Annotated in this window: 23 protein-coding genes; 13 read left to right on the forward strand and 10 right to left on the reverse strand. The window is 63.3% G+C overall.

Annotated elements, in window-relative coordinates; all coding sequences use genetic code 11:
• The first annotated feature begins 257 nt into the window (after positions 1 to 257).
• Positions 258 to 1,487, forward strand: coding sequence for an aromatic ring-hydroxylating dioxygenase subunit alpha (locus tag Sj15T_RS19200; RefSeq protein ID WP_013053944.1), 1,230 nt, complete (start codon positions 258 to 260; stop codon positions 1,485 to 1,487).
• A 40-nt stretch (positions 1,488 to 1,527) separates the two neighbouring features.
• Positions 1,528 to 1,860, forward strand: coding sequence for a hypothetical protein (locus Sj15T_RS19205; RefSeq protein WP_013053945.1), 333 nt, complete (start codon positions 1,528 to 1,530; stop codon positions 1,858 to 1,860).
• Between the two features lie 39 nt (positions 1,861 to 1,899).
• On the opposite strand, the gene Sj15T_RS19210 is transcribed toward Sj15T_RS19205, so the two are convergent.
• Together Sj15T_RS19210 and Sj15T_RS19215 are read right to left on the reverse strand one after the other, a co-directional pair.
• Positions 1,900 to 2,712 (reverse strand): glucose 1-dehydrogenase, encoded by an 813-nt coding sequence (locus tag Sj15T_RS19210; RefSeq protein WP_013053946.1) that lies wholly within the window; start codon positions 2,710 to 2,712, stop codon positions 1,900 to 1,902.
• Between the two features lie 296 nt (positions 2,713 to 3,008).
• Positions 3,009 to 3,707, reverse strand: coding sequence for a TetR/AcrR family transcriptional regulator (locus tag Sj15T_RS19215; protein ID WP_233431822.1), 699 nt, complete (start codon positions 3,705 to 3,707; stop codon positions 3,009 to 3,011).
• A 341-nt stretch (positions 3,708 to 4,048) separates the two neighbouring features.
• Between Sj15T_RS19215 and Sj15T_RS19220 the strand changes: the two genes are divergently transcribed.
• From Sj15T_RS19220 to Sj15T_RS19245, 6 genes are all read left to right on the forward strand, one after another.
• Entirely contained in the window at positions 4,049 to 4,624 is a 576-nt protein-coding gene (locus Sj15T_RS19220) for a VOC family protein (protein WP_013053948.1), read from the forward strand.
• A gap of 150 nt (positions 4,625 to 4,774) precedes the next feature.
• On the forward strand, positions 4,775 to 6,421 hold the full coding sequence (locus Sj15T_RS19225) for an FAD-dependent monooxygenase (RefSeq protein ID WP_013053949.1): 1,647 nt from the start codon (positions 4,775 to 4,777) through the stop codon (positions 6,419 to 6,421).
• A 55-nt stretch (positions 6,422 to 6,476) separates the two neighbouring features.
• Positions 6,477 to 6,899, forward strand: a complete 423-nt coding sequence (locus Sj15T_RS19230; protein ID WP_013053950.1) for a nuclear transport factor 2 family protein — start codon at positions 6,477 to 6,479, stop codon at positions 6,897 to 6,899.
• A gap of 44 nt (positions 6,900 to 6,943) precedes the next feature.
• On the forward strand, positions 6,944 to 7,285 hold the full coding sequence (locus tag Sj15T_RS19235) for a hypothetical protein (RefSeq protein WP_013053951.1): 342 nt from the start codon (positions 6,944 to 6,946) through the stop codon (positions 7,283 to 7,285).
• On the forward strand, positions 7,282 to 8,121 hold the full coding sequence (locus tag Sj15T_RS19240) for an SDR family NAD(P)-dependent oxidoreductase (protein WP_013053952.1): 840 nt from the start codon (positions 7,282 to 7,284) through the stop codon (positions 8,119 to 8,121). Before Sj15T_RS19235 ends, Sj15T_RS19240 begins: the two co-directional genes overlap by 4 nt.
• A gap of 18 nt (positions 8,122 to 8,139) precedes the next feature.
• The gene (locus Sj15T_RS19245; protein ID WP_013053953.1) at positions 8,140 to 8,868 is read left to right on the forward strand and encodes an EthD domain-containing protein; all 729 of its coding nucleotides are present in this window, start codon (positions 8,140 to 8,142) and stop codon (positions 8,866 to 8,868) included.
• 122 nt (positions 8,869 to 8,990) lie between these two features.
• Here Sj15T_RS19245 and Sj15T_RS19250 read toward each other — a convergent pair whose 3' ends face one another.
• Both Sj15T_RS19250 and ribB read right to left on the reverse strand, forming a co-directional pair.
• Complete coding sequence (locus Sj15T_RS19250; RefSeq protein ID WP_013053954.1) at positions 8,991 to 10,400, reverse strand: 4-hydroxyphenylacetate 3-hydroxylase N-terminal domain-containing protein; 1,410 nt, start codon at positions 10,398 to 10,400, stop codon at positions 8,991 to 8,993.
• Between the two features lie 112 nt (positions 10,401 to 10,512).
• The gene (gene ribB / locus Sj15T_RS19255; RefSeq protein ID WP_338057854.1) at positions 10,513 to 11,595 is read right to left on the reverse strand and encodes a 3,4-dihydroxy-2-butanone-4-phosphate synthase; all 1,083 of its coding nucleotides are present in this window, start codon (positions 11,593 to 11,595) and stop codon (positions 10,513 to 10,515) included.
• A gap of 332 nt (positions 11,596 to 11,927) precedes the next feature.
• Here ribB and Sj15T_RS19260 point away from each other — a divergent pair, with 332 nt between their 5' ends.
• Complete coding sequence (locus Sj15T_RS19260; RefSeq protein WP_013053956.1) at positions 11,928 to 13,991, forward strand: 3-hydroxyacyl-CoA dehydrogenase NAD-binding domain-containing protein; 2,064 nt, start codon at positions 11,928 to 11,930, stop codon at positions 13,989 to 13,991.
• A 58-nt stretch (positions 13,992 to 14,049) separates the two neighbouring features.
• Here Sj15T_RS19260 and Sj15T_RS19265 read toward each other — a convergent pair whose 3' ends face one another.
• Positions 14,050 to 14,769 carry an enoyl-CoA hydratase gene (locus tag Sj15T_RS19265; protein WP_013053957.1) on the reverse strand — a complete coding sequence of 240 codons (720 nt, stop codon included), beginning with the start codon at positions 14,767 to 14,769 and terminating at the stop codon, positions 14,050 to 14,052.
• Positions 14,770 to 14,841: 72 nt separating this feature from the next.
• Positions 14,842 to 16,005, reverse strand: coding sequence for an acetyl-CoA C-acetyltransferase (locus tag Sj15T_RS19270; protein ID WP_013053958.1), 1,164 nt, complete (start codon positions 16,003 to 16,005; stop codon positions 14,842 to 14,844).
• 138 nt (positions 16,006 to 16,143) lie between these two features.
• On the opposite strand from Sj15T_RS19270, the gene Sj15T_RS19275 reads away from it, so the two are divergent.
• Entirely contained in the window at positions 16,144 to 17,007 is an 864-nt protein-coding gene (locus Sj15T_RS19275) for a MaoC/PaaZ C-terminal domain-containing protein (RefSeq protein WP_013053959.1), read from the forward strand.
• 102 nt (positions 17,008 to 17,109) lie between these two features.
• Positions 17,110 to 17,784: a TetR/AcrR family transcriptional regulator gene (locus Sj15T_RS19280; RefSeq protein WP_013053960.1), complete on the forward strand. Its 675-nt coding sequence runs from the start codon at positions 17,110 to 17,112 to the stop codon at positions 17,782 to 17,784.
• 57 nt (positions 17,785 to 17,841) lie between these two features.
• Here Sj15T_RS19280 and Sj15T_RS19285 read toward each other — a convergent pair whose 3' ends face one another.
• The 3 genes from Sj15T_RS19285 to Sj15T_RS19295 form a co-directional block, all read right to left on the reverse strand.
• Positions 17,842 to 19,296: an AMP-binding protein gene (locus Sj15T_RS19285; protein WP_013053961.1), complete on the reverse strand. Its 1,455-nt coding sequence runs from the start codon at positions 19,294 to 19,296 to the stop codon at positions 17,842 to 17,844.
• Positions 19,297 to 19,553: 257 nt separating this feature from the next.
• Positions 19,554 to 20,339 carry an enoyl-CoA hydratase-related protein gene (locus tag Sj15T_RS19290; RefSeq protein ID WP_013053962.1) on the reverse strand — a complete coding sequence of 262 codons (786 nt, stop codon included), beginning with the start codon at positions 20,337 to 20,339 and terminating at the stop codon, positions 19,554 to 19,556.
• Between the two features lie 175 nt (positions 20,340 to 20,514).
• Complete coding sequence (locus Sj15T_RS19295; RefSeq protein ID WP_041386924.1) at positions 20,515 to 21,297, reverse strand: crotonase/enoyl-CoA hydratase family protein; 783 nt, start codon at positions 21,295 to 21,297, stop codon at positions 20,515 to 20,517.
• Between the two features lie 492 nt (positions 21,298 to 21,789).
• On the opposite strand from Sj15T_RS19295, the gene Sj15T_RS19300 reads away from it, so the two are divergent.
• Positions 21,790 to 22,278 (forward strand): nuclear transport factor 2 family protein, encoded by a 489-nt coding sequence (locus Sj15T_RS19300; RefSeq protein ID WP_013053965.1) that lies wholly within the window; start codon positions 21,790 to 21,792, stop codon positions 22,276 to 22,278.
• 406 nt (positions 22,279 to 22,684) lie between these two features.
• Positions 22,685 to 23,926: an acyl-CoA dehydrogenase family protein gene (locus Sj15T_RS19305; protein ID WP_013053966.1), complete on the forward strand. Its 1,242-nt coding sequence runs from the start codon at positions 22,685 to 22,687 to the stop codon at positions 23,924 to 23,926.
• 57 nt (positions 23,927 to 23,983) lie between these two features.
• Here the strand turns inward: Sj15T_RS19305 and Sj15T_RS19310 are convergent, their stop codons facing one another.
• A complete protein-coding gene (locus Sj15T_RS19310; protein ID WP_253720728.1) occupies positions 23,984 to 24,748 on the reverse strand; it encodes a TetR/AcrR family transcriptional regulator in 765 nt (254 codons plus the stop codon).
• Positions 24,749 to 24,867 lie beyond the last annotated feature (119 nt).

Consider the following 24,867-nt stretch of genomic DNA (forward strand, 5'->3'; position numbering starts at 1 on the left):
CCAGAATGTCGTATATTATAGATATTATGGACGGGATTGGGGCAGCGAGCCGGCAGCTATCCCGTGCAAGCATTTCAATATCACCTCCCGATCATACCGTAAAGTATTTTATGTTGCGTCTCGGAAAGCGCCACCTTGCGCAGGCCGCCGCACCATGTCATCATAACTGAAATTATGGAGTTCGCCGATGCGCGAGGTCGGTGACCATCCCTGAAAAAAGAGCAGCCCCGTGGCGGTTCGAACAGGAGAGACGACCCATGAGCAGGAATTCGGCAACTCCCGTGGAATCGCCCATTCGCCCCGCGACCGCCGAAGGAACGGGCGGGGGGCTTTCAGTGCCGCTGGAACCCTATCGCTCGCCCGAATTCTTCGCGGCGGAACGGGAAAGGCTGTTCGGGCGGGCCTGGCTGCTGATGGGCCGGATCGAGGAACTGCCCACCCCGCGCAGCCATGTGGTGAAGAGGGTCGACATCTGCAACGCGTCCATCCTCATCACCCGGGACGGCGGCGATATTGTCCGCGCCTTCCACAATATATGCCCGCACCGCGCCAACCTGCTGGTCAGGACGGAGTCCGGAAGCGGCGGCACGCTTGTCTGCAACTATCATAATTGGTCTTTTTCGCTCGACGGATCGTTGAAGGGCGTGCCGGGGGAATCCATGTTCGGCGGCCTGGACAAGAAGAAATGCGGCTTGAAGCCCATAGCGCTTTCGGTCTGGGAGGGATGGATCTTCATCAATCTCGATCCCGAACCGGCCATGACGCTGGAGGAGTTTCTCGGCGACATGGCGCCCTATCTGTCGGGACTGAGCTATCCCTATGCGGACACGCCGGTCGTTCTTGAAGTGAAGGTCAAGTGCAACTGGAAGGTCGTCATGGATGCCTTCGCGGAGGCCTATCATCTGCCTGCCCTCCATCGCAACACGATATGCGAGTGGTTTTCGGACCGAAGCAACGCTTTCGGCAAGCCCCTCACCACCAGGATCATGGGACTTCACGCGGTCAATTCCATGTACGGCAATCCCGACTATGCGCCCGGCGACCGAAACGCCTTCGAACGGATCGTCGAAAATCCTGCCCATATGGCTTCAGATCATGTAGAGACCTTGAACCATTACCGGGCCCATGCGGCCGTCAATCCGACGAAGACCGCCCGCTGGTCGATGGATGTCAATTACATATTCCCCAATGTTCATATCGATTCGATCAGAACCGGCTTCCTCGTGCATCATTTCTGGCCTGTATCCGTCGATGAGGCGATCCAGGAAACCAGGATGTACGTCCGTCGGCCCAGGACGATCAGGGAACGAATAGCGTTCGAATTCCACCTGGCCCGCGCCTTCGACGTCTATCTCGAAGATCTGAGCAATGTCGAATATACGCAGGTCGGGATAAATTCTCGCGCGACGGACACGATCCCGCTGTCGGAAGCGGAAATTCTCATCCACCATTCCATCACGAAATTGCAGGAATGGATCAGCGGCTGACAATCGCGGCATCGACAGGCTATCAAACAAGGGACCGCTTATGCTTCTTCCGGAAAAATTCGCTGAATGGGAAGGCTTCGTTTCGGCATGGTGCCTGCCCGATACCCACGCCCGCTTCCAGGCGCGGTACGAAGGCGATCCGGCCGACCTCAGGCATTTCTACGATTCGCTGATGCCCAGGGTCGAGGAGGCTCTCGCCTATCTGGACGATTTCCCGCTCGAAGCGATGGAGGAGCCTGAGCGCAATCTGATGAACCTGCTGATGTCGCTGTCGCATGTCGCCTATGGCCTGGAACGCCATGGCGCGCCCCGCGCGCCCAATGCGGTCTACCCAAGCAGGATCAGGCTGGTCCGGAGCGTTTCGCCGGCCTAGAATATGCCGCTGGGCCAGCCTGAAGCCGCTTTGCCTCCGTCAACGGCCGGACGTCATCTCCTCTTTCCTCGGCGTGGTCGCGCCGGTCGACAGGTGCAGGCCGGCGTCCGAGATCAGCGTCACTCCGGTGATATGTTCGGCGCCCTCCCCAGCCAGGAAGACGACCGCCTTTGCAATATCTTCGGGAGTGCCGGCCCGCGCCAGCGGCGTGAGGCATTGCTGGGCTTCGATCATCTGCTGCAACCCCTCCTGCCCGAACGGGTCCGAGAACCAGCGCGACGCGATGAAACCGGGACATACGGCGTTTACCCGGATTTCCGGCCCCAGCGACCTCGCCATCGCCATGGTCATCGTGTTGAGCGCGCCCTTGGACGCCGAATAGGCCATGCACGATCCGACGCCCAGAAGCCCGCCGATCGACGAGACATTGACCACCGCCCCAAATCCCTGCGCTTTCATAAGGGGGCGGCATGCGCGCACCATCTGGTAGGCGCCGACCACATTGGTTCGATAGATGGCCAGGAAATCCTCGGCGGAAAGCCCGTCCAGATCGTCATGGGCGACCAGCTTCGTGCGGGCGGCGTTGTTCACCAATATGTCGACCCTTCCCCATCGGTCGACGGTTTCGGCGACAAGGCGCCGGCAGTCCTCATCCTGATCGACATTGCCCTGAACCGCCGCCGCCTCGCCGCCAGCGGCGACGATCTCGTCCGCCACGCCTTGCGCTTCGTTCCGGCTACGCGAATAGTTGACGACGACCTTCGCGCCCTGCGCCGCGAGCCTTCGCGCCACGGCCGCGCCCAGGCCCGTCCCGGCGCCCGTCACGATTGCCACCTTGCCCTCGAACGTCATTGCGCGGCCCTCTCCTCCTTGCAAATCCGCATGCGGCCATGCCTGGGGGAAGATATTTTCCTCTCCTGACAGATTCCCGCCCGCGGTCTTGCCGTTATTTCGGCATAACATAATATTGTTTATGTTATCTGGCAAGCCGATGCCGGGCCGGATCACGATGCGAGTCACGCGCGCCTGCTCAACCAGGCCGCAAATGCATGGTCAAGAAACCCGGCGCGGTCATGAGAGCATGGGCGCGACCAACTCCAGCCCCGAAGGCATACGGCGAATCGGGCGACGGGTGGTCGGTCGGCAGGTCAGGCAGCGGCGGCGCTGTTCTTCGCCGTCGACCGCTTGCCGCCTCTTGCCCCCTGGCGAGGCGGCGACCCGCTTTTCGGCGCGGCTTGCCGCGATCCGCCCGGCTCCGACTCCAGCAGGACGGCCAGCACTTCCTCACGGAACAGCTTTTCCTCCTCCTTGGTCGAGGAAAGCAAGGGCGTGATCGCCGCCGTCAGCAATATGCGCGCCCGCGTGCGCGCCTCCTTCCGACCGAAGCCGATATGCTCGAAGGCGTCGGCGATGAAATCGAGCACGATCTTCTCAGCCTGCTTTACCGACGACGCCGCCCTGGGATCGGAGGCCGACCATACGCGCATCGCGCGATCGAGGGCGAACAGGCTGCTCTTGAGGCTGCGGGAGGCGAGATGGCGTATGCGGACCATCGGGTCGGGAGACTCGGCCGCAAGCTCCGCGACCAGGCCCTGCACCTGCGCCACGTTGAAATAATCGGCCAGTGCGCCGAGATAATCATCCATGTCGCTGAAATGGTGGTAGAAGCTGCCTGTGGACACCTTCAATCGCTTGGTCAGCTTGGTGAGGCGCATGCCGGCTATGCCCTCGCTCATCAGAAGCTGCTGCCCCGCCTCCATCCAATCGGCACGACCCAGCCATCGAGAACCACTCGCCACTGCCCGCTGACGCTGCCCCTTGACCATCTGACCTTCGCTCCACACCATATATTCCGCTATGGACTACCCTCGATCGGCCGGAAAGCCAAGGCGGCTCTTGGCCGGAAAGCGTCCGGCCCGGTCCGACGAGCCGCCGACAGCGGAGGAAAACGCCGCGAAAGCCAGCCCGATTCCAGTCCGGGATCGTCGCGGGCGCACCGGAAAACCCTGCGCGGGCAAGGAAATCAAAGATGGCGGATGTATCCGCGCCCGAAATGCAAGCCGCAAATCGAGCCGAATGCCGGGCTTGCAACAGGAGATAAGTTATTTTATGCTACGGCTCAAACATGTTGATGGAACGGCGCGCGCCGGGCATCCTTGCAATGCATGAAGAATATAGGAGAGGCGGAATGGCCGAAGCGAAGGCGAAGCAGGCTGGCGACGGGAAGGCGCGCCGGAAGGTCGTCCCCACCCACATGGCGCATTTCGTCGTGAAGACCGCCCAGTATGAGAAGATGATCGACTGGTATCTGACCTTCTTCGACGGGGAGGTCGTGTTTTCGAACGAGATAGCGACCTTCCTGACGTTCGATCAGGAACATCATCGCGTCGCCATCGTCAACATGCCCGGCCTCCTGCCGCAAAGGGACGATACCGCCGGCGTGCATCATGTCGCGTTCAGCCTGGCGTCCCTCGAAGACCTGCTGGAAAACTACAAGCGCCTGAAGGAGAGGTCGATCCTTCCCTGGTGGTGCGTCAATCATGGACCCACGACGTCTATGTACTACAAGGATCCCGATGGATCGCAGGTCGAATTCCAGACCGACAATTATGAGACCTTCGGCGAAACCGCAGAGTTCATGAAGTCGCAGGCCTATGCCGACAATGTCGGGGGCGTCGATTTCGATCCCGAGGAACTTGTCCGGCAGTTCGAGGCGGGAATAGCCGTGGATTTCCTGCTCAAGCGGCCGGACGTGCGCGGCTGAAAGCCATCGCGGACTTCAGCCCTGGGGCGTGGAACGGAAAAAGGCTGGCATGAGGCCGCAGCGATTTCGCGGCCTCAGCATCGGAAAGCTCCGGTCAGGTTCATGTGGACCTTTGGGGCGGCCTGGACATAAAGAGAGAGGACAAAACTGATGGATGTGCCGGTACTGATCGCGGGGGGCGGCCCGGTCGGGATGATCTTGAGCCTGGAACTGGCGCATCAAGGTGTCCGGTCCATCCTGATCGAACGCAATCCCACGACCACGCGCCATCCCAAGATGGATCTGACCAACGGGCGCAGCATGGAATTGCTGGCGCGTCTGGGCGTGGTGGATATTTTGCGCGCGGCCGGCGTGCCGTCGGGCAATTGCTTCGACATCGTCCGCGTCAGCCACGGACTTCCCGGCGTGGGAAAGGAATTGTTCCGCTTCGCCTATCCCTCGCCCGACGAAGTGCGCAGAATGTCGCGGGAAACGAATGACGGCACGCTGACCCGCGAACCGCCGCTTCGCATATCGCAAATCCTGCTGGAACCCGCCCTTCTGGAGGTGATCGGGCAAAACCCCCTCATCGATGCGCGGTTCGGCTGGACCGTGCAGTCGTTCGAACAGGATGAGGACAGCGTCCGCGTCGCCATTTCGGAAACCGACGGCACGGCGACCGAAACGATCGAATGCGCCTATCTTGCGGGATGCGACGGCGGGGGAAGCAATGTCCGGCGCGGCCTTGGCATCAAATATGAGGGCGATTTCGCGGTCGGCAGCTTCTATATGGTGCATTTCAGGTCCGATGCGCTGGACGCCCTTCAGCCCGACGGGCCATGGTGGCACTGGCTCACCAATGCGGGGGGCATGGTCGCGCAGAATGACCGGGATCTCTGGACCCTGCACACGCCGGTTCCGGAGGGCATAGCCCCCGAATCCGTCGATCCGCGCGCACTGCTCAGAAATTGGGCCGGACGGGACTTCGACTTCGAAATATTGGTGGCCAATCCCTGGACGCCGCACATGGTCGTCGCCGAACGCTATGGCGAAGGCCGCGTATGGATGGCGGGCGACTCCGTGCATCAGTTCATGCCGACCGGGGGATATGGCATGAACACGGGCGTGGGGGACGCCGTCGACCTGGGCTGGAAGCTCGCGGCGGTGATCCATGGCTGGGGCGGGCCAGCGCTGCTGCGGTCCTATGAAGAGGAACGGCGCCCGATCGCGATCCAGAACCGCGCGGCCTCGCGTCGCCACCTGGATGTCAACATCGCCATATGGTCCGCTTCCCCGGCCACGACGGACGACGATAAGGCCTGGGACCATATGGCGGAGGAGATCGAGCGCCTCGGCAATGCCGAAAATGAAAGCTGGGGCATCGAACATGGCTATCGCTATGCCGGATCGCCGATCATAGCGCCCGACGGCACGCCGGAACCGCCCTTCGATCCCGACAGTTACCGGCCGACCACCTGGCCGGGCGCGCGGCTGCCGCATTATTATCTGGAGGACGGCAACGCCCTGCACGATATTCTCGGCCCCGGCTTCACCCTGATCAACTGCCGCGGCGCCGATACCGGGCCGCTGGAGGATGCCGCCGCCCAAATGGGCCTGCCCCTGAAGATCGTCGGTCTCCACGATCCCAAGGTCTGCGCGGCGATGGAGCGTCCCTTGCTGCTCGTTCGCCCGGACCAGCATGTCGCATGGCGCGGGACGGAACTCCCCGCTGATTGCCTGGCGCTGCTGCGTCGCGTGACCGGCTGGCAATCCGCCCTGGAACGCGAAATCCCGGAAAGAAGCCACGCCCGCGCCTGAAAGCACGGGTTTCGGGGGCAAGGACGGCGCCAAAGCCACGGAAAGGTGGAACAGGATGGATAATCCGACCGAGATCAAGGCGGCCTGCGGCGACATCATCGCCGCCTTCGCCCACCATGTCGACCATCGCGAATTCGGCGACGCCGTGGCGCTGTTCGCCGAAGACGGCGCATTCCTCAGGCCCGATCTGGAGGCCAGGGGCAGTGATCAGATCGCCGCCCTATGGGCCGACCGCCCGGCCAGCTTCGTCACGAAACATTTGTGTCACGCTTCCTTCTTCCATGATGTCGGCGAAGAATCCGCCCGCGCCGTGACGCCCTTCCTGCTCTACACGGCGGAGCGCGAAGGGGATGAAACGGCTCCGCTGGAAGGGCCGGCGGCCATCGCGGAATATCACGACCTTTTCGTGAAGACCGATGAAGGCTGGCGGATCGCCGAGCGCCGCGCCATCCCGATCATGCTGCCCCGGCGCGCATGACAGCCACGGACAAAAGCCGTGCAGTGACCTGAAAGGAGAATTCCGTGCCCAGATATATCGCCGTAGCGCTCACCAATCCCGTGGAAGGGAAAGAGGCCGAATTCAACCACTGGTACGACACCGTCGCCATCCCGTCCTACCGGAAGATACCCGGCCTCGTGCCGCTGGGCCGGTTCCGGCATCACAGCCGCGGCGACGATTCCGATATGCCGACATATTGGAAATATGCGTCCTTCTACGAAATAGAGACCGACGATTTCGATGGGTTCGTCGCAACCGTGAAGAAGACGCTGGATAATATCCCCGAATATCATCTGTCGGAATTTCTCGACCGGAAGAGTTGGTTCGAACCCGTCTACGAAGCGCTGTCCGGGGACGCGAAATGACCCTGGAACCGGCCATGTCGCTGGAAGGCCGGGTTGCGCTGATGACGGCGGCCGGATCGGGCATCGGGCGGGCGAGCGCCCTTGCTGTCGCCTCCCTCGGCGCGTCCGTGATGGTGACCGACATCAACGCCGATTCCGCCCGCGACGTCGCCGACCGGATAGTGTCGGCGGGCGGGCGGGCCCGGCATATGGCGCTGGACGTCGCCCAGGAGGAGCAGATCGCGGCCGCCGTTGCTGCCGCTGTATCGGCCTTCGGCAGGCTCGACATATTGCACAACAATGCCGCTTATCAGGGCGCCGACGCGATAGAGGGGGACATCGACGTCGTTTCGATGACAGTCGATTTCTGGAACCGCATGATGGCCGTCAACCTCACAAGCCATATGCTGGGGTGCAAGCACGCCATCCCGGCCATGCTGGAGAATGGAGGCGGCTCCATCATCAACACGGCGTCGATGTACGGCCTCGCCGCTTATCAGGCAATGCCGTGCTACGGCATATCCAAGGCGGGGGTCGCCATGCTGACGAAATATGTGGCCGCCTCCCACGGCAAGCGGGGCATAAGGTGCAACGCGATAGCGCCGGCCGTGATCCTGACCGAAGGCGTCAAGCGGTTCCTGCCGCAAGAGCTGGTCGATATGAACGAGAGCCATGCCGCCCTTCCCTATCTGGGCAAGCCGGAGGATGTCGCTTCGATGGTCGCCTTCCTCGCGTCGGACGCCGCCAGGTTCATCAGCGGCCAGGTGATCGCCATAGACGGCGGCACGACCGCCCAATTGCCGACCGTGACCGCCGCCCGCGCCCTTGCCGAAAAGGCGCGGACGCATGGCCGATAACAGGCAGGAGAGGATGCAATGCATATGTGGCGCCAGATCATGTTCCTGCAACGGGCGGCGGGAACCAGCCGGGCCGAATTCCTGGCCAGATGGCCGGACGTCACCGACGCCATTGCGAAAGGCCACGGGCCAAAGCCGCGGCGGATCGTCGAAAACCATCCCTTGGACCCGATGGAGCAAGGGCTTTGCGGCGATGTGATCCCCGCCGCATATGATGGCGTGTATGAATTCTGGTTCTGTTCGGAAAAGGAGGCGATGGACGCGCTGCCTTCATGGAACGCCAGCCGCGACCTCAGGCTGAAGATGGACGGATGGATCGACAAGGACAACAGCCTGCAGTGGCTCGCCGAGATACATATGAGGATCGATCTGCCGGGGACGACCGCTACATTGATCCTGGCGGGAAAGGCGGCCGACGGATATGATGTGGAGCGCGCGCAGCAATATTGGCGCGACATTCATCCGAAGGTCTTTCTCGCCGAAAAGGACTTCGCTGAATATATAACGGGCTATGTCCAGAACCATGGCCGCGACCGGGCGGCGTTGCAAGGTCTCGATCTGTTCGGCCGTTACGAATTCATGCCCCTTTGCGGTCATATGGGGCTGCGGTCGCTGAGGGACATCCTTACGGCCTATACCCTCCCAAGCTATGCCGGCCCCATTCGCGCGGACGAAGCCGTTTTCGGCAAGCCGGACGGCGCGCTGGCATTCGCCTCCACGAAATCTCGGTCGACCGAGCCGCGATAGGCCAATACCGAGCCGCCCACAGCCGGAGCATGATCCTCCCGGATTGAGGAGGATCATGCGCCGATTTTCCCTTTCCCTCATTTTCCCGGTCGCCGGACGACGCCGGCTGACATGAAGCTGCCTCAGCTTATCCCGGCCGCCTTGCGCGCCGCCGCCTTGGCCTTTTCCATGTCGAATGTCCGGTTCATCATCGTCCGTTGCGCGGGAAGGCCGCCGCCCGACTGGAGCGCCACGACGAACCACCATCCGCCATAGGCGTCGGCCGTGAGATCGCGGATGAGGTTGTAGACGCGCATCCGCGCCTCGATGTCCACATCCTTGCGGGTGTAGAGATATTTCCGGATGAACTTGCCCGACTCCTCATTGCGCAGGTCGGCTTCCATCGGGACGGTGATGACCAGCCCCCCCGCCAGGTCGTGCAGATATTTGATCGTCTGATGGAAATTGGCGGCGAGATAATATTTGGTCGCATTGACGGCCAGCGTGTTCGGAAACACCATGCCGGAAGGCTGGGACGTTTCATAATGTTCGCAGGCATAGTCCAGGCCCATCCTGATCATCTCTTGATAGACGATCAGTTCGCTCAGGCTGCTCTGGACGACGGGATCCTTGTCCTTCCCCTGCATCTCCGATACGAGCTGGGCAAGACCGATATAGAGTTCGCCGTTGCGAACCGACTCGACCAGGCCGCCCGTCCGTTCCCAAAGGCCCAGCGAACGCGCCAGAACGCTCGCCAGTTCCACTTCGCCCGCAAGGAACACGCGGTCCCATGGCACGAAGACATCGTCGAACACCACGAAACCTTCCGGCATGCTGTGATGGGAGCTTGCAGGATAGTCAAATTCGTTCAATTCGGCGGGCGCGAAGCTGCGATTGATGATGGAAACCCCCGGCGTATTGACCGGGATGGAGAAAGACACGGCATAATCCGCCTCCTCCGGGCGCATGCCCTTGGTGGGCATGACCACCAGCTCATGGACCAGCGAAGCGGCCGTGATGTGCAGCTTTGCCCCCCGCACGACGATGCCGTCCTCGCGGCGCTCGACGATCCGGACATAAAGGTCGGGATCGTCCTGCTCATTGGCTCGGCGCTTGCGATCCCCTTTGGGATCGGTGATCACTTCCGCTCCGCGCAGATCATTGTCGCGCGCATATTTGTATATGCGCTCGATATTGTGGGCATAGCGCGGGTTCACCTTGGCGACATCGTCCTTGACGCTCATCAACGCCATGAAGACGCCGGTGACGAGCGTTCCGATCGTCGTCTGCTTCATCATTTCGACGCGCTCGACCAGATGCTCCTTGGTGGTCGGAATCTGGAAGATTCGGTGATGCTCGTTGCCCTCCTCATCCCGGTAGAATCGAAATTCGTTCACCTCCGGATCGCCGTCGTCATAATCGCTGGCCGTCAGCGCGAGCGGCACCTGGAAGCGCGGATGGGTGGTGATGTCGTCGATGCGCTCGCCGTCCCAATAGGTGACGCGCCCGTCGTTCAGGCTTTCGATATATTGTTGCGGGGTCTTTCTAGCCAAGGTCGCTCTCCTCAAATCGAATTCATCAAATGTCCATCATGGCCGGTCGGGCTTCACGCCGACTTCCTGTGCTTGTCGGCGGATTATCCGCAACGCCATGACTTTTCTTCCACTACAAGATCGTCTGGATCGGTCGCCGCTCCACTATGTTGAGGCCATATCCGGCCAAGGCGGCCAGCTTCACCCGACTGGAACTGAGCAGGATCATGTCGCGAACCCCCAGCGCGAGCAGGATCTGCGCGCCGACGCCATAGTCGCGCAGCGCCATCTGCTTCGCCGCCTTGTCCTGCATGCCCGCCATCCGGCGCGACAGCCAGTCCTGGTCGGGATCGCGGACCAGCACCAGCGCCGCCGGCCCTTCCTGGTTCGCGATCATCCGCATCGCCGAGGGAAGATAGGCTTGCCGCGCCTCGGCATGGGCCAGCAGGTCCGTCGCCATGTCCACCTGATGCATGCGCACCAATGTGGGCATGCCGGGTCCGATCCGGCCGCGCGTCAGCGCGACATGCTCCGTATCGTCTATCCGGTTGCGGAAGACATGCATGGTGAAATCGCCATAGAGGCTCTTGAAGGGGCCGCGCCGCACCTCTTCGACCTGGCATTCTAGCCGCCGGCGATATTCGATCAGGTCCGCGATCGATCCGATCCGCAGCCCGTGACGCGCCGCGAACCCGCGCAAGTCCCGCAGGCGGGCCGTGGAGCCATCCGCGTTCAGCACGCCGCAGACGACGCCGGCAGGGGCAAGCCCGGCGAGACGGGCTATATCGACCGCCGCCTCGACATGGTCGGCGCGGGCCAGAACGCCGCCGTCCCGCGCCACCATCGGGAAGACATGGCCGGGCGAAACCAGGTCCGAGGGCAGCGAGTCCGCCGCAATGGCCACCTGGATGGTGCGGGCGCGGTCATGGGCCGAAATTCCGGTGGTCACTCCCTCCCGCGCCTCGATAGACACCGTGAAAGGCCGTCCTTCGGAGGAGGGCGCGCGAGGAGCCATGAGTTCGAGCCTGAGTTCACCCGCCCGCTGCGCGGTGATGGCAAGGCAGATCAGGCCCCGCGCATGCGTCGCCATGAAGGAGATCGCGGCGGCGTCCGCAAATGCGGCTGGCCATAGGATACTTCCCTCGGCGTCTTCATCGTCTGAATCGACCAGGACGCAAGGTTCGCCGCGCCCGGCGTCATCGACAATGTCCTCCATCGACGCCATTGCGCCCGATGATGGCATCCGTTCCGCCACAAGAACCACAGCCTCTTCCCTTCGATCCTTCTTGGCGCCGGTCCCGCCGATGGGACGAGCGCCGTCACATAACAAAATTTATTTTCTAACCAATTTCCTTGTCGCCCGGTCCCGGAGCGAAGCGCGGTCGCACCGCGCAATTTCCCTGGAACCGCATGCAACTCTACAGGCATTGATTATCGTTGAGACATAACTCATATTATGTTATGTGACAAGCCACTATATGCAACCACGTGACTTGCATCGCAAATTCGGCGGGACAAGACAGCCGGACATGGATCGAAAGGGGAGCAATGACTGAAGTGGCCAAATTGGAGAAGCATGGATCGATCGCCGTCCTCACGATAGATTCCCCCCCGGTCAACGCGCTGGGGCTGGACGTGCGCCGGGCGCTGCTGAAGTATATATCGATGGCCGAGGCGGACCCCGAAATCGAGGCCGTCATCCTTGCATGCGCCGGGCAGACCTTTTCCGCGGGCGCCGACATTTCCGAGTTCGGCAAGCCATTCCAGGCCCCCGATCTCGGCGTCGTTTGCCGGCATATCGAGAACAGTTCCAAGATCATCGTCGCCGCCATCCATGGAACGGCGCTGGGCGGAGGGCTGGAGGTCGCCTTATGCTGCCATTATCGCATCGCTGTGCCCTCCGCCCGCCTCGGCCTGCCCGAAGTGGCGCTCGGCCTGCTGCCCGGCGCGGGCGGGACGCAGCGCATTCCCCGCCTGATCGGCGCGCGCAAGGCGCTGGAGTTCATCACCGGCGGCGCGCCCGTCTCCGCATCAGCGGCAAGGGAAATGGGGATTGTCGACGAAGTGGCGGATGAAGGCGCGCTGGTCGGATCGGCGCTTGAATATGTCCGCAAGCTGATCGCCGGGGGCGCGCCGCTCCGCCGGGTCCGCGATCTTGAAGACAGGATCGCCGCCGACCGGCAACAGCCGGAGCTTTTCGACGAATTCCGTCGCAGCAATGCCCGCGCCTTCCGCGGCAAGGATGCGCCCGAAAGCATCGTCAAGGCGATCGAGGCCGCAGTCGCCCTGCCTTTCGAGGAAGGGCTGGCTCGCGAGTTCGAGCTGTTCGTCGAACTGGAAAAAGGCCTCCAGGCCAAGGCGCAGATCCACGCCTTCTTCGCGGAACGCACCGCATCGAAGGTCAAGGACGTGCCCGGCGACACCCCCGTCCTGCCCGTTCGAACCGTGGGCGTGGTGGGCGCGGGGACGATGGGCGGCGGGATCGCCATGAACTTCCTGAACGTCGGCATCCCCGTCCATATCGTGGAGACGGCGCAGGCCAATCTCGATCGCGGCATCGCGACCATCCGCAAGAATTACGAGATCAGCCTGAAACGCGGCAAGCTCACTGCGGAGGCGCTTGAACGGAGGATGTCGCTGCTCCACGCCACCCTCGACCTCGGCGATCTCAGGGATTGCGACCTGATCATAGAGGCGGTGTTCGAAAGCATGCCGCTCAAGCAGGAGATATTCGCGAAACTCGATGCGGTGGCCAGGGATGGCGCGATCCTCGCGTCGAACACATCCTTTCTCGACCTGAACCAGATCGCAAGGGCCACGTCCCGCCCCGATCATGTTATCGGCCTGCACTTCTTCTCCCCCGCCAATGTGATGCCGCTGCTCGAAGTCGTGCGGGGCGACGCCACGGCGAAGCCCGTGGTCGCGACCGCCATGAAACTAGCGCGCAAGATCGGCAAGGTGCCGGTGCTGTCGGGCGTGTGCGACGGCTTCATCGCCAATCGCGCAATGAGGGCGCGCACCGAACAGGCCGACCTGCTGCTGCTTCAGAACCTTTCCCCTGACGCGATCGACGCCGCCATCTACGATTATGGATTCGCCATGGGGCCGTTCCGCATGCTGGACCTGGTCGGCCTCGACGTGATCGGCCGCGACTCGACGGAGCGCAGCGTCGCCAAGGATCTGGTCGCCGCCGGCCGCATGGGCCAGAAAAGCGGCGGGGGCTATTATGATTATGACGAGGCGCGCGCAGCACGTCCCAGCGAAGCGGCTCTAGACATCATCCGCGCCCATGCCGCCTGGAAGGGCATAGCGCAACGCAGCTTCAGCCAGGAGGAAATCGTGGCCCGCCTGCTGCATCCGGTGGTCAATGAGGGCGCGAAGATATTGGAGGAAGGCATCGCCATGCGCGCATCGGACATCGATGTGGCGATGATCAAGGGGTATAACTGGCCGGTGCAGACCGGAGGCCCGATGTTCTGGGCCGATGCGGTCGGCCTGCCCAGGATCGTCGAGACGATGAAGGCGCTGGAAGCCGAACAGGGAGAGGCGATGCGACCATCGCGGCTGCTGGTCGAGCTGGCGGAGAGCGGCAGGACATTCGGTTCCCTGTAACCGCCCGCCGCTGCGCCGGCCGACGCCGAACGGCGGCTGCCGGCGCTGCGGCGTCGGATCAGGCCGGCCGCGCGCCTTCATTGAAGCGCTGGGCGCGCTCTCCTTCAAGGGCCAGCCCCTCTCCAAGGGTCAGCAGATAGCCGTCGTCGATGACCGCCTTCAGCCGCTCGATCATGCCGGGCGCGGTGGCAAGCATCGCCTGCGCCATCTCTTCCGCCGTTTCCAGAAGGCGGTCCGGCTCGACCACCCGGTTGACGATTCCCCATCGCTCCGCCTCCTGTGCCGGGACGAACCGGCAGGTCAGCGACAATTCCTTCGCCCGGTTCACGCCGATCAGCCGACTCAGCCGCTGCGACAATCCCCAGCCGGGCATCGCGCCGACCCGCGCATGGGTGTCGGCGAAACTGGCATTCTCGCTCGCGAGTATCACATCCCCGGCGAGCGCCAGTTCGAATCCGCCGGTGATCGCATGGCCGTTGACGGCGACGATGACAGGCCCCGGAAAGCTCGCGACGCTTCGCACGGGGTCCGCCAGATCGGCGTCGCCGAACTTGGGGAAACCCTTTTCCGCGATTTCCTTGAGGTCGAGACCGGCGCAAAAGGCGCGTCCAGACCCCGTCAGGATGACGACCCGGACATCGCCGTCCTCCGCCAGGCTGCGCATGGCCGCGTTCAGGTCCGCGCGAAGCCGGTCGGACAGGGCGTTGAGCGCCTCCGGCCGATTCAACGTCACTATGGCATAGCCAGCCTTGCGCTCGATCAAGACCATGTTCGACATCGCAACCCCTTGCCGGACCGGACGCGTGGATACCGGCATTTGCACGCCGCCAGGGCTGAATGTCGATACAGCCTAGAGCCGCTCGACGATCGTGACATTGGCCATCCCGCCGCCTTCGCACATGGTCTGCAAGCCGTAACGCTTGCCCCGCGCGCGCAGGGCGTGGATCAGGGTGGTCATCAATTTCGTTCCCGACGCGCCCAGCGGATGCCCCAGGGCGATGGCGCCGCCATTGACGTTCAGCCGCTTGGGGTCCGCCCCGCAATGGCTGAGCCAGGCAAGGGGAATGGGGGCAAAGGCTTCATTGACTTCGAACAGGTCTATATCGTCGATGGACATGCCCGCTTTCCTGAGCGCATGGCTCGTCGCCTCCAGCGGCGCTTCCAGCATGATCACGGGATCGCCGCCGCGCACCGACATATGATGTATTCGCGCCAGGGGTTCTACTCCCAGCCCCTTCAGTCCCCGTTCATTCACCACCATGACGCCGGATGCGCCGTCGCAGATCTGGCTGGACGTGGCGGCCGTGATGATCCCTCCCTCGGCCAGTAATTTGACGCCCGCCATGGCTTCGCGGGTCACGTCGAACCGGATGCCCTCGTCCCGGACATGCAGCGCCGCCTCGCCGTCGGGGCCCTCGACGGGGATCGGAACGATCTCCGCATCGAACGCGCCCGCCTCCACCGCGGCGATTGCCTTGCGGTGGCTTTCATAACCGAACTGGTCCAGTTGATCGCGGCTGTGACCGTATTTCTTCGCGATCATGGCCGCGCCGTCGAACTGGTTGAAGACGATCCCCGGATACCGCGCCTTCATCTCCTCGCCGGACCATGATCCAAATCCCGGCCCATTGGAGGCAGTGCCCATCGGCACGCGGGTCATCGATTCGACGCCCGCCGCAATCACCACGTCCATGGTTCCGGACATCACCGCCTGCGCAGCGAAATGCAGCGCCTGCTGCGACGAACCGCATTGACGATCGACCGAAGTCCCCGGCACGCTTTCCGGCAGCTTCGATGAGAGGACGGCGCTTCGCCCGATATTGGTCGATTGCTCGCTCGCCTGGCCGACGCACCCCATGATGACATCGTCGACGATAGCAGGGTCCGCCCCAGCCCGGTCGACAAGCGCATCCAGCAGCTTGCCCGCCAGATCCGCCGGATGCCACCCGGCGAGCTTTCCGCCCCGCCGTCCGCCGGCGGTCCGCGCCGCGGCAACGATATATGCTTCGACCATATGCTCTCCATCTTGCGCGGCCCCTTCATCGGACCGCTCGAAATCGCCTTCACATAACATGTATTATGTTATAAGACAACTGCAGGCAGAGCATCGTTGCGCGCTGACGAGCCGATGCAGAAACGGGAGGGATGGCCAATGCCGCTGGACTATGACTTGGTGAAGGCCTGGCCCATAGCGGATATGCGGCAGCGTTTCGACGTCCGGGACACCATGCTTTACAATCTGGGCGTCGGCGCGGGCATTCCGGACGAAGACGGCCATGTCGATCTGCGCTTCGTCTGGGAACGGCGCCTCGTCCCTGTCCCCACCATGGCCGCCGTCCTGGGCGAGGGCGCGTCCTGGATGCTCGACCCCGCGACCACCATTTCGGCGGGCAATATGGTCCATGCCGAACAGAGCGTGACCTGGCATGCGCCGCTGCCGGCGTCCGGCGAGGTGATCGCGCGCACAGCCGTGGAGGAGATCTATGACAAGGGGGCCGACCGGGGCGCGATCCTGGTGACGCGGCGAACCCTGCACGAAGCGGACGGCGACCGCACGCTCGCCACCATCAGGGGCAGCGTCTTCCTGCGCGAAGATGGCGGTTTCGGCGGTTCGGCCATTGCCCCGAAACCCGCATTTCCCGCCCCTTCCCGGCCCCCGGATCGCAGGATCGCCATGCCCACGCGGCCGGAACAGGCGCTGATCTACCGGCTTTCCGGGGATTATTACCCGCTGCATGTCGACCCGGAATTCGCCCGCCGCATCGGGTTTGACGGGACGATCCTGCACGGATTGGCCACCTATGGCTTCGCGGCGCGGGCGATCATCGCGCTGGCGGCGGAGGGAGATCCCGAAAGGCTGGCGCAACTGGACGTGCGTTTCTCCGCGCCTGTATATCCCGGCGAGACGCTGGAGTTCGATCTGTGGCAGGTCGACCGATCGACCGTCGCCTTTGTCTGTCGCGCCGGTAATCGCGTGGCGCTCTCCAACGGCCTGGCGAAAATCCGCGCAAGCTGATCGCTGAAGATGCCGGGGACTTCGGGTCCGACGGCCCGCTCCGGCCCCGGCATAAGCCTCTTTGGATTTGCGCGGTGGCCCGTTCATCCCTATGGAGGATCGATGACGTCTGCATCCGCCAAGGCCGAGAGCATCGTTGCAGGCGCGAAGGGTCGGCCGGCCGCGACGCGGAAACGGCGACCGGAGGAGGTGCGCGCCCGCGTGCTCACCGCCGCCTTGCATGCCTTTGCGACGGTCGGATTCGAAGGCGCCTCGACCCGCGCGATCGCCGCTGACGCGCAGGTTTCGCTCTCCCTCCTACTCTACCATTTCCAGACCAAGGACGATCTGTGGAAGGCGGTGGTGGTGGATCTGGCCGAACGCTATTCCATTTCCGGGCTGGACGCGATCGTAGCGCCAGACGCGACATCGCCCAAGGATCGCCTGAAGGCGATGATCAGGGGCATCGTCAACATGTCGGCGGAGGTTCCCGAACTGCACCGCCTCATGACGCTTGAAGCGCATCAGCCGTCGAAACGCCTCACCTGGATGTGCGAAAACTTCATCGGCAAGGACTTCGAATATATGTCCGGCCTGATTTCCGAAGCGCAGAAGCAGGGGGCGGTTCGCCGCGTCGATCCCGGAAGGCTGCGGTTCGCCATACTCGGCATGGCCGCGATCCCCTTCTCCGTCTCGGCCGAATATCAGCATCTCACCAAACGCAATCCGTTCAGCAAGATAGAGATCGAGCAAACGATCGAATTGATCAACGCCCTGATATTCGCGGAGCCCGACTGATCCCGGCCGGGCCGGAAGCGCCGCCAACGACGATGGCCTTGTCACCGGCCGGCCATCTCATCCTTGTTCAATCCGCGCCGCTCGCAGCGCCGAACGGCGCAGCTTTCCGGCTTCGTCCTTCAGGGGACCGTCGACTATCTCGAACGACCGCGGAATCTTGTTCCTGCTCAACCGGACCGCGAGATGCCCGCGCAGCTCATCAACGTCCAGGCCGGCGTCGGCCTCGACTATGGCGTGCGGGATCGCGCCCATGTCCATGTCCGGCAGGCCGATCACGGCGCTGGCGCGCACGCCCGGATAGGAGTCGATCTGCGCCTCCACCTCGGCCGGATAGATGTTCGCGCCGCCCGAGACGATAAGGTCCGTGCGCCGATCGGCCAGGTAAAGATAGCCCTCCGCGTCGAGATAGCCCATGTCTCCGATCGATTCGTAACCGTCCGCGTCCCGGCGGGACTGGCCGCCGCGATATTCATAGGTCGATCCCGGCCCCGATCTGGGCCGGGACCAGATTTCCCCGATTTCCCCCGGCGGCAATATCTCCCCCGACGGGCCGGCGACGCGCACGTCGAATCCCTCCAGCGAACGCCCGACCGATCCCCGGTGCGCGAGCCATTCGGTACCCGAGATCCAGTGCGCGCCGCAGCCTTCGGTGCCGCCATAGCCCTCCTGCAACACCTCCGGCCCGACCCAGTCGATCCAGCATTGCTTGAGCCATGCGGGACAGGCGGCGCCGGTGTGGAGCACGATCCGAAGGCTCTTGAGCGAGTGCCCTTCCCGCACTTCCGGCGGCAGCATCCAGATCCGGTGCATCATGGTGGGCACCAACAGCGCCCAGGTGACGCCATGCCGGTCGATCAGCGCCAAGGCCTCTGCCGGATCGAATCGGGGCATCACGATCACATGCGCGCCGCAGAACAAGGCGTGCATGGAGAACATGAAGGAGGCATTGTGATAGAGCGGGCCGGACGCAAGCATCACACCCTCCGGCTCCATCAGATAGGAAGGGTCGAGCGGATCGAAGCGGCCGGGCGCGATCGAGACGATCAGTTTCGGCCGTCCGGTCGATCCGCCGGAAGCGAGCGCCTTCCACTTGTCCGCGACCATGTCGGGCAGCGGCTCGGCCGACAGGTCGGGCGTCGCGAAGCCGGGCGGCACGGTGGCGACGCCGTTGGGCGGCTGCGCATGGGACCAGCCGATGACCAGCTTGGGCTGCCCCAGTTCGATCAGCGCGCATTGTTCGACCAGCGGCGCGTGGCAGGAGATCGGCTGCGGCGTTGCTCCGAGCTTCCAGACGGCTATCGCGGCGCAGTAGAATTCGATGTCGTTGGGCAGGACGATGGTGGCGAAGTCGCCCCGCCCAAGGCCCAGCGATTGATAATGGCGGGCAAGCCGGTTGCTTCGTTCCTCCAGTTCCCGCCAGCCTATGCTTTCATCGCCGCATGTGATCGCCGGGGAGGCGCCCTTGCGCCCGGCCCAGAAGGAAATGCAGCGCGATATCGAGAGAAGAGTCATGCCTCCGGTCCATCTCCTGAATCCACCCACGCCATTCGCCGCGACCCCCTTGAATCCGCGCGGCAATGCAACGTTTCCTACCCGGAGCCGGAGCGCCCTGCTCCCTGAGCCTGCCGAAGGGCGGGAGCCGCTTTTCCGCCGGAAACGGTACGACAGCAGAAACTCAGAGCGCGCCGCGTCAAACCCGACAAAGGCGGCGCTCTGGGTTATCGCATCGTTTCAAGCAGAAAGCCGGCTCCCGCTTTTCCGCACAGTGCTTAGCTGCCCCGGAAATTTGGCGGACGCTTCTGCTGAAAGGCCGCCACGCCCTCGGCGAAATCAGCGGTTCGGCCGGCCAACCACTGGTTGCGGCGCTCGGCGTGGAGCGCCTTGCTCAGCGGGCCTTCCAATGCGTCGCGAATGCCGGTCCGCACCATGGCATAGGCTCTGGTCGGACCCGCGGCGAACTTGCGGGCGATTTTCCGCACTTCATCGTGAAGCTCGGCATCGGGCACGCATTTCCAGATCAAGCCCCAATCGGCCGCCTGCGGCGCGGGAATGCGCTCGCCCAGCATCATCATCGCCGTCGCCCTTGCCCGCCCGACCTGGCGAGGCAGCACCCATGTCGAACCCACATCGGGCACAAGCCCGATATTGATGAATGCCTGGAGGAAATAGGCCGATTCCGCCGCGACGGTGATGTCCGCCGCGAGCGCCAGGGAGCATCCGGCCCCTGCCGCCGGGCCGTTGACGGCCGCCACGACCGGAACCGACAGCGCGAACAGCTTTTCCAGCAGCGGGTTGAACAGGGTTTCGAGCACGCGGCCCGCATCCACCTCTCCCGGCTCCAGGTCGCCGCCGGCCAGATCCGCTCCGCTGGAAAAGGCGCGGCCCGCCCCCGTGATCACCAGGACGCGAATGCTGTCGTCGTCCTCGATGGCCGAAACCGCTTCATAGGCCTCGCCCACCATCTGCTCGTCGATGGCGTTCAGCCGTTCGGGACGGTTGAATGTGAGGGTGGCCACTCCATCTTCGACGTCGAACAAAATGGTTTCAAATGCCATGTTCTTCCCTGTGCGCCTATATCTGAAATTCGGCTCCAAGAGGGTGGCGACACCCCATGGAGCGGGCCTTGAGCAGCCGATAGGACAATCCCATAAGCTAATTTATCTCTCCGCTCAAGCGCTATCCCGCGCCCTCCTCGCCGGGCTTTTCCGCCTGAAGCCGCGAACCCGCCATTCAGGGGTTCGCGGCGTTTGCCCTGATCACCGCCTCGATGCGCTGCTGCTGCGCGGCCGATTCCTTCAAAAGCATCGCATCGGTGCCGGAGTCGGGATCGTTGCAGAGCCGCTTGGCCGCCGCCACCGCCGCCGCGTCGCTGCCCGCGATCTGCCGGGCGAGCGCATGGGCCGCCGCCAGCGGCGATTCGTCGCATTGCGTCGCCAATCCGATTTCCACGGCTTCACGGCCATTCACCGGCGCCGACGCAAAGATCAGGCGGCGAAGCTGGTCATCCCGGACAAGACGGGGCAGCAGGACGAACGCCCCCATATCCGGGACCAGGCCCCAATGGACCTCCCTCAGCATCAATCGCGCATCCGGATGAACGATCCGGATGTCGGCGCCCAGGGCAAGCTGAAGGCCGCCGCCGATCGCCGAACCGCTGATCGCGGCGATGACGGGCATGGAAAGGCTGCGCCAGCCCATCACGCAATATTGCGGCAGGTTGGAACTGCCATGGGTGCGCGGGACAAGGTCTGCCGGAATACCGCTGGGACTGAGGCCGGCCTGCATTTCGGCGAACATGCCAAGGTCCAGGCCCGCGCAAAAATCGCTGCCTTCGCCCGAAAGGACGACGGCCCGCGCCTGCGATTCCCGGACGATATCGATGGCTTCGGCCAGGGCGCCGAACATCGCGCCGTCCAGCGCGTTGCGCTTGGCGGACCGCACCAGCCTTATATCGGCTATGCCCTGGTCGATTTCGATGCGGATGCGGCCGCCGACCGTCTGCGGGACAGCCATGTCGATCAGAGCCGCACGGCGATGGAGATGGTGGCGATGGCGCCGGATGCGCGCCGCGGGCGCGCACATGCGGTCCATGCCGCATCGATGATATAAGTTCGAGCCATGACAATATCCTTGCGATGGAGGACGCCGCCCGCCCTGGAGCATGCGCCAGCCTTTCGGATTTAGGGTCAAAGGCCTAATCTCTGACCGTGATATTGCAAGCCGCGACAGTTTCTACGCGACAAGAGTTATTATATAATCGTTCCAAATCAGTATGATGGACGAACATGAATTCCATGCGGGGCACAAGGCGGAAACGCTGGAAACTCCCGCGCCCTTTCCGAATCAGGCGCACCTGGGCTAGGTGAGCGTAAGGACAACTTCCTTGGCCCCGTTCATCGCCTTGGGAAGCCATGGAGCGCAGATGCGGCATCCGTGGCGACAATATTGAACGGATGGTCACCGCTGCCCAGCTGAAGAAAATCAATCGAATGTCGGAGACGGATCATGATCGACAGTGCTACAGAAGACCAGATCAAATGGCTGGTCGACCAGGCCGAGATCCAGAAACTGATCTCGGCTTATACAAATTGTCTCGACGACCGGGATTTTTCCGCCTGGCAGGATCTTTTCGCCGATGAGGGCGGCTATGGCGCGCCGCCAAATCGCCTGGCCAAGCATCTGTTGGCCAAGGGCAGCGAGGAGCTCCTGTCATCCTATGAAAAGACCCATCATTTTCTCGGCCTGCCCGCCATTGCGATCGACGGGGACGAGGCGCGGGCGCGCTGTCCCGGCATCACCCATCATGTGACGGTGCAGGCCCATCCCTCCCAAAGCCGGACCGTGGGAGGATGGCTCAGATTCACCTTCCGCCGTACGGAAAGCGGCTGGCGGATCGTCGATGCGTTCCCTGAAGTCGCGTGGACCGAAGGCGAGGATTATTTTGCCGGCGCGACCAGGATCGTGGAGCATCTCGCTTCGGCGCAGCGCGGCTGAAATCCGGCACGCTCATCCCGCCGCTCGCAGCCGTGGAGGCGGGGGCGGGAAGGAACCGCCCGGCAAAGCTGTCCTCACCCTTCATCTTTCCGCTTGTATTACCCGCAAAAATACATTTAACTGTCCTAGTGATTAGTAACATCGAGCCTGGCTGGACGCAGGCGGAGCCTCGGGTCGCATGGAAGGGATTGGCATCGACCTGAACGGGCGTTTTGCGCGCCTGTCATGGACGATTGCACAAATCTCGGTATTTTTCGGGCTTTAGCGGGCGGACAGGAAAGACCCGCGGGCCGTGGATAAAAATATTTGGTCGAGGAGAGATCGGATGAACGGCGAATCGCTGCTGCGCGGGCGGATGCCCGGATATTATTTGCTTCATAGTCAGTATCCGAACAACGGTTGAAGGATGCTGCCCGTGTCGACGATCTCCCATATCGAAGCAGATATTGCCCTCGCAGAGCAGCCGCATGGCAAGCAACCGCTGGACGCGGAGACGCTCGTCGCCCGCGCCAGGGAGATCGCGCCGCGACTTGCCGAGCGAGCGCAGGCGACCGAATTGAACCGCGCACCGCTCGACGAGAGCATCAGGGAACTGGTCGACGCGGGGCTGATGGCAATCCTCACCCCGACCCGCTTCGGCGGCCACGGGCTGCATCTCGACACGATGGCGCGGGTCGTGTCCATCCTGGCGGCGGCATGCCCGTCCACGGCCTGGGTGGCGTCCTTCTATATCGGCCAGGCATGGCGCGCCGCCCTGCTGCCGATGGAGGGGCAGGAGGAGCTGTTCCGCTCGCGCAACTATGCGTTGGGCGCGGGACAGGCAGCGCCGGTCGCGAAGGTGGAGATCGTGCCGGGCGGTTATCGCATCACCGGGCGGACAGCCTGGAGTTCGGGCATCGTCCATGCCGATTGGGTCATCTTCGGCGGCCTCGTCTATCCACCCGGCGGCCCGCCGGAGGCGCGCACCTTCACCATCCCGCGCGATCAGGTGGAGATGATCGACACCTGGCACGTCACCGGCATGAAGGGCACCGGCAGTCACGACGTCGCCGTGCATGACGTGTTCGTACCGGCCCACAGGTCATTGTCGCTGGCGGACCTGCTGGCGGGCGTGGCGCCCGGCGCCGCAATCCATGCCGACCAACCGCTCTATGCCTTGCCGCTGATGCCGGCGCTTTTCGTGGAGCCGCTGCCCGTCTTCGTGGGCGCGCTGCGCGGCGCGACCGACATTTTCCTGAGCCAGGTGCGCGCCCGCCATAATACGAATACTGGAGAGGCCGTTTCCGCCAAGTCCTCCGCCCGCATGAGGCTTGGCCGGGTGCTCGCGCAAACGCGCCTGGCGGAGCAGATGCTCGACGCCTATGTCGCCGATCTCCTGACCCCCGGCGCGCCCGACCGGCTGCGCCCGCTGGAAGCCCGCGCCGCCGCGAAGATGAACGCCGTGCTGATCATAGAACTGGCCGCCGACACCATGCGGCTGATCATGCAGGGGGTCGGCGCGAATGGCTATCGCGAGGCCAATCCGCTGCAACGCTACGCCCGCGACCTTGAGATATTGCGCCTGCATGCCTTCCTGGATTCGGATACGGCGAGCGAGAGTCTGGGGACGCTGGCGTTCGGCGCGACGCCGAACGATCCGCTGCTTTGAGGCGTTCGGATGGTGCCGACCGGACGAACGGATGCCATGCTTTTTCGGCTGGTCCCTCTACAGGGACAATGCCGCGATGGCGTTCGCTCCATCGGCCTTCAATTGCAGCGAGAGCGGCCCTGATTCCCGAACGTCCGCCAGATATTGCTCCAGTCGCGCGCGAACATCGCCATCCAGCGCGCCGACCAGCATTTCCAGGACAGCCTGCAACATATTGTCGACGACCTGGGCCTCCTCCACCGCGCCGACCAGCCAATCGTTGATCACGGCATATTCGAGATGGGCAATGTGCCGGGTCAGCCGCCCAAGGTCGATCTCCGCGGGCAGCAGGCTCCTGTTTCGCTGGTTGTCCAGCCAATCGCGGAAGAATCCCGCACCGATGGCCAAGGTGACAGCCCGCACCTGAGCCGGGGCGGAGGGGGAAAAATGCAATGAGACGATCGCGGTCATATAGTTGCGCAATTGAAGATTGCGCAATGTCGTCGCCGTCAACTTCCCCAACGCCCCGTCGAGCGTGGACACGTCGAATCGGTCGGCCAGCGCCAGGTTGAACTCCTCGAAATAAAATCGGATCGCCAGCGCCACCAGATTGTCGCGATTGCCGAACGCGTTGAATATCGTGCGCTGCGCGACGCCGGATCGCCGGCTCAATTCCATCGTGCTGAAACCGCCAAGGCCCTGTTCCGCCAACATATGCTGGGTTTCGCGCAATATGCGGCGACGGCGTTCGAACATCGGCGCGCTGGCGCTGGTCATGCCGGCGACGGCATATAGTTCCCGATTGGAAATCCGCGAGTGGCCGGAAGCGGGCGGAGAGGTCATGCCGGCCCCCGCCATCCGCGCGAGGCGGCGAGCCGGGCACAGCGCGTCGTCATGCCCGACCGGCGGCAATCGCGGCCTTCGGCAGCAGCGGCAAGCAGCATCTCAGGCTCACGGAGCGT

The organism is Sphingobium sp. TA15, assembly GCF_037101235.1.
In the GTDB taxonomy this organism is placed as follows: Bacteria; Pseudomonadota; Alphaproteobacteria; order Sphingomonadales; family Sphingomonadaceae; genus Sphingobium; species Sphingobium indicum.